This window comes from Dietzia sp. SYD-A1 (assembly GCF_015356725.1).
Classification (GTDB): Bacteria; Actinomycetota; Actinomycetes; order Mycobacteriales; family Mycobacteriaceae; genus Dietzia.
In genome coordinates, this window is record NZ_JADDKI010000259.1 from 1 (window position 1) to 5095 (window position 5095).

The 5095-nt window shown below is 70.4% G+C and carries 5 protein-coding genes; all 5 read right to left on the reverse strand.

Annotated elements, in window-relative coordinates; genetic code table 11:
* A partial coding sequence (locus IY392_RS11230) for a PhzF family phenazine biosynthesis protein (RefSeq protein ID WP_194861258.1) occupies positions 1 to 235 on the reverse strand: 235 nt, incomplete at its 3' end.
* 43 nt (positions 236 to 278) lie between these two features.
* Positions 279 to 755, reverse strand: coding sequence for a hypothetical protein (locus tag IY392_RS11235; protein ID WP_194861259.1), 477 nt, complete (start codon positions 753 to 755; stop codon positions 279 to 281).
* A 31-nt stretch (positions 756 to 786) separates the two neighbouring features.
* Positions 787 to 1749 (reverse strand): TIGR03885 family FMN-dependent LLM class oxidoreductase, encoded by a 963-nt coding sequence (locus IY392_RS11240; protein ID WP_194861260.1) that lies wholly within the window; start codon positions 1747 to 1749, stop codon positions 787 to 789.
* Positions 1746 to 3650 carry a glycoside hydrolase family 15 protein gene (locus IY392_RS11245; protein ID WP_194861261.1) on the reverse strand — a complete coding sequence of 635 codons (1905 nt, stop codon included), beginning with the start codon at positions 3648 to 3650 and terminating at the stop codon, positions 1746 to 1748. The genes IY392_RS11240 and IY392_RS11245 overlap by 4 nt, the downstream gene beginning before the upstream one ends.
* Positions 3651 to 3652: 2 nt before the next feature.
* Positions 3653 to 5095 (reverse strand): SDR family oxidoreductase (locus IY392_RS19495; protein ID WP_304511146.1); only part of this gene is annotated, 1443 nt, incomplete at its 5' end.

Consider the following 5095-nt stretch of genomic DNA (forward strand, 5'->3'; position numbering starts at 1 on the left):
CCCCCAGCGTGGGGTGGCCGGCGAACGGCAGCTCGGCGGTGGGGGTGAAGATCCGCACCCGGTAGTCGGCCCCGGCCGAGGTGGGTGCGAGAAGGAAGGCGGTCTCGGAGAGGTTGGTCCACCTGGCGATGGTCGCCATCTGCGTGTCGGACAGTGCGTCCGCGTCGTGGACCACGGCCAGGGGGTTACCCCGGAACGGGACGGGGGAGAAGACGTCGACCTGTGAGAACCTCATTCCCGAGACGGTACGCCCGGGGTTCCGACCAGCTCAGCCCAGTTCAGCTCTCACGAAGCGCTCCCGTGCACTTCAGCCGAAGCTTCTCCAGCTGCGCGCCGTGCTCGACCGCGCGCTCCACCAGCGCCTCCAGGGTGGGCTGGGGCAGCCGGGGGTCGCCGATGTCCAGCAGGGCCCGGAACCCCAACTCCTTGCCCCGGACCGCGATCGTGAGCGCCTCCAGCTCGAGCAGATCGCTGAGCGGCGACCTCCGGGCGAAGCGCTGGTTGGGCTTGAGTTGACCGAGCTTCTCCGCGGCGCGCGCAGGGAGGTCCTTGAGTGCCGACGGCGCCGTTCCGGCCAGGGTCATGAGCTCTTCGAGGCTGTGGAGGTCCTCCTCCGTCTCGTCACCGATGCGGGCGACGACCTCGCGGATCTCCGGGTCCTCGTGGTCCTTCGCCACCCGCCGGAACAGATCCACCCCGGCGGCGGCCCCGGCGTGGTGGTCCTGCATGTACGTGTGCAACATCTCAGTGGCCATGACGGCGACGTTACGTCGTCTGGTCCTCAGGTCAACCGCGAGCGAGCGCCGGGAGCAGCTCCTGCTCCGCCAACTCCAGGAACCCGAGCTGGTCCTGGGAGACGTGGTGCAGGTAGATCTCGTCGAATCCCAGTTCCTCGAACTCCCGGAGCCGGGCGACGAGGTGATCGACCGAGTCGGTGACGATCACGGTCTCCTCGATCTTCTCGTCGGGGATGTACCGGGCGACCAGGTCGAACTCCTCGGGGGTGGGCAGGTCGTAGGCGACCGGGGGGTCCACGGCGTGGTTCTGCCACTGGTCGCGGGCGACCTCCCGGGCGCGGCTCATGGTGTCCTCGATGGCCACGTGGACCTGGAGCGCGAGAGGACCCCGGCCCCCGGCCGTCCGGTACGACTGGACGATCTGCCGGACCGACTCCGGGTCGTCGTTGATCGTGATGAGTCCATCGGCCCAGTTCGCCGCCCGCGCGGCGGTCTCCGGGGTGAGCGCCGGTCCCATGATCCGGGGCGGCGTCTCCGGCAGCGAGTACACCCGCGCGTTCTCGACGTCGACGAGACCGTGGTGGGTGACCTCCTCGCCGCGGTGCAGGCGGCGGATGACGTCGACGCTCTCCTCCAGGCGGGCCTGCCGGGTGGCCTTGTCGGGCCACTTGTCGCCGGTGATGTGCTCGTTCATGTTCTGGCCGCTGCCGAGGGCCACCCAGAAGCGATCGGGGAACATCTCCGCCAGCGTCGCCGACGACTGTGCGACCACGGCGGGGTGGTAGCGCTGACCGGGCGCGCAGACGGTGCCGAACGTCATGTCGGTGGTGGCCAGTGCCGCCCCCAACCACGACCAGGCGAAGCCCGAATGGCCCTGGCGCGTCGACCAGGGGGAGAAGTGGTCGGAGCACATCGCGATCCGGAAGCCCGCCCGTTCTGCCTGCTGGACGTCCCGCAACAACCTGCCCGGGGGGATCTGTTCGTGCGAGGCGTGGAACCCGTACGTGGTCATCGTTCGCCTTCCTCTCGTGCCTTCCGGGCCGCCTGCAGCGCGTCTGCCGCCCGGATCAACCCGATGTGGCTGAACGCCTGGGGGAAGTTCCCCGCCAGGCGGCCGGATCCGGGGTCGAACTCCTCGGAGAACAGCCCCAGGTCGCTGCCCCGGGACACCATGGTCTCCATGAGGCTCTGCGCATCGTCGATGCGGCCGCTCCCGGCGTACTGCTCGACCAGCCAGAAGGTGCACAGGACGAACGGGTACTCGCCGCCCTCCAGGCCGTCGATCCCGCTGTCGACCCGATACCGGTGGACGAAGCCCTCCTCGGTGACGAGGTCCCGTTCGATGCGCCCCACCGTCCCGAGCATCCGGGGGTCGTCGTAGTCCAGGAATCCGGTGTGGGGCAACTGGAGCAGGGAGGCGTCCACCTCGGAGTTGTCGTAGGTCTGGGTGAAGCTGCCCAGCTCGGAGTCGTATCCGTGCTCGTCGATCTCCTCGGCCAGCCGGGTCCGCAGGTCACGCCACCGCTCGACGGGCCCGTCGAGCCCGTGGTCCTCCACCGCGCGGACGCCACGGTCGAAGGCGGCCCACATCATGGCCCGACCGTGGGTGAAGTGGTGGGTCGACCCGCGCATCTCCCAGATGCCGTGGTCCTCCCGGTCGAAGTGTCTCTCCGCGTAGCGCAGGAGCCCCTTCTGCAGTCCCCAGGTGTACTCGTCCTCGTGGACGCCGGCCTCGCGCAGGTCGTGCAGGGCGATCATGACCTCCCCCACGACGTCGGCCTGGTACTGGTCTGCGGCTCCGTTGCCGATGCGCACCGGCCGGGAGTCCTCGTAGCCGTCGAGGTGGTCGAGCTCCGTCTCGATCAGCTGCCGCTCCCCGCCCACGCCGTACATGATCTTGACGTCGTCGACGTCACCGGCGACCGCACGCAGGAGCCAGTCCCGCCACAGCTCGGCGCCCTCGGTGAGTCCGTGTGCCACCACGACCTCGATGGTGAAGGCCGCGTCGCGGAGCCAGGTGTAGCGGTAGTCCCAGTTCCTCTCCCCGCCGAAGTATTCGGGTAGCGAGGTGGTCGGCGCGGCCACGATGGCGCCCGTGTCCAGATTGGTGAGCGCTCGCAGGACCAGGAGCGACCGGGTCACCTCGGGCCGGGGATCGCAGTCGACCTCCAGCTGCGACGACCATTCGGTCCAGGCGCTGATGGTCGCCGCGATGGTCTCCTCGGCGTCGGGCGGGTCGGGCACGTCGTCGTGGGAGGGGAACCAGGTCAGGTCCCAGTCCAACCGCTCTCCGGCGCGGACGTCGAACGTCCCCTCGAGCCGGCGGGCGCGCCCGCCTTCCTGTGACCGTTCGTCGTCGCGCACGTCGGTACGGGCGTGAGTGTCGTCGTTGGGCGACGACTCGTCGTCGTCCTCGTCGGGCCACCGCAGCATCGGCCCGGTCACCAGGATGCCGTCGGGCCCCGCCAGCGCCAACAGCGCTCGGTGCCCCCCGTCTCTGGCGATCTCCCGTGTCCACGGCGTGGCCCGTGCGTAGTCGAACCGCAGGCGCAGGTCGTGCTCGACGGTCACCTCGCCGTCGAGGCATTCGACCCGGCGGATCAGGTCCCCCTGCGACTCGCTCCGCAGGAGACAGTCGGTCACCCGGGCGGTGCCGGACGGGGACCGCCAGGTCGTCTCGAGCACGAAGGTCTCCGGGATGTACCGGCGGTCGAGCACCTCACCGTCGACCACCGACAGACACCACCGGCCGTCCTCCGGGCCACCGAGCAGGGCCGAGAACACGGCGGGGGAGTCGAATCTGGGCAGACAGAGCCAGTCGATGCTCCCGACCCGCGACACGAGCGCTCCGGTGCGCAGGTCGGACAGCAGCGCGTAGTCCTCCAGGGGCGTACTGCGCGTCGAGCCCGCCATCTCTAGAAGACGGGCTTGCCGCCGGTCACGCCGAGCACGGTGCCCGAGACGTAGCCGGCGTCAGAGGGCGAGGCGAGGAAGACGAACGCGCCCGCGCACTCCGCGGGCTGGCCCGCGCGACCGAGCGGGGTGTCCGACCCGAACTGCTCCAGCTTCTCGCCGGGTTGGGTGGCCGGTTGCAGCGGAGTCCAGATGGGACCGGGGGCGACCGCGTTGACCCGGATGCCCCGGGACCCGAGTTCGGAGGCGAGGTTGACGGTGAGGTTGTTCAGCGCCGACTTGGTGGCCGCGTAGTCGAGGAGCGGCGGTGCCGGCTGGTAAGCCTGGATCGACGTGGTGGTGATGATCGACGACCCGGGCCCGAGGTGGTCCAACGCCTCCTGGCTCGCCCAGATCGTCGCGTAGAGATTGGTCTTGAAGACCCGGTCCATGTTCTCGCTGTCCATGGTCTCCAGACCCTCGCCGCGCGCGTGCTGATAGCCGGCGTTGTTGACGAGGATGTCCAGTCCGCCGAGCTGCTGCGCCGCGTCCCGGACCATCTGCCGACACTGGGTCTCGTCGCGCAGGTCGCAGGGCAGGAGGACCGCCCGTCGCCCCGCGTCCTCGATCCAGCCGCGGGTGTCCTGGGCGTCGGATTCCTCCTCCGGGAGGTAAGAGATCGCCACGTCGGCGCCCTCGCGGGCGAAGGCGATGGCCGCGGCTCGCCCGATCCCGGAGTCACCGCCGGTGATCAGGGCCTTCATGCCCCGGAGTTTGTCCGATCCGCGATAGGTGTGTTCCCCGTGGTCGGGGACCGGGGTCATCTCGGAGCTGAGCCCGGGGGGCCGCTGTTCCTGGGCCGGGAACCCGCCGCTCTCGTTCGTCATCTCCTCGGCACGTCGTGTGATATCGCTTGTAGGGCTCATACATCCAACGTACGTAACGCTCTCGTATCCGCCACCGGCCCGCGCGTCGGCATGGTCGGTGACACCCGGGCCCGTGGGCGGCCGGGTGGCCCGGCCGGCGGCCGCCTCCAACGCCGCCACGGCCTCGGGCTGAGACATCCCGGTGATCCGGAGGAGATCGATCACGGCCGACCGGATCTGCCCCACCGCCACGCTGACCGCCGGTGAGCTCGGTGCGGCATAGGTGGCGGAGGCCGATACCGCCGAGCCCAGTGCCAGGCGGCGGACCATCTCGGCGTCTCCGGAGCCGGTCGTCCATCGGCGCAGTTCCTCCACGGCGGACACCAGGTGGTCGAGCGCGTCCACGACGGCCGGGTCGACGGGGTCGCCGTGGCGGACCAGGTTCGCTCCCGCGCGACACAGCGCCCGCCCGGAGGTGACCAGCAGCACCACCCGGTCGCCGAGTCTCCCCGAGGCCCGCAGCGCACGCCGTCGTTCGGCACGGGCGCGGCCGGGTCCCGCGGGGAGTCGTTCCCGCGTGGCGGATGCGGCGTCGAGGAG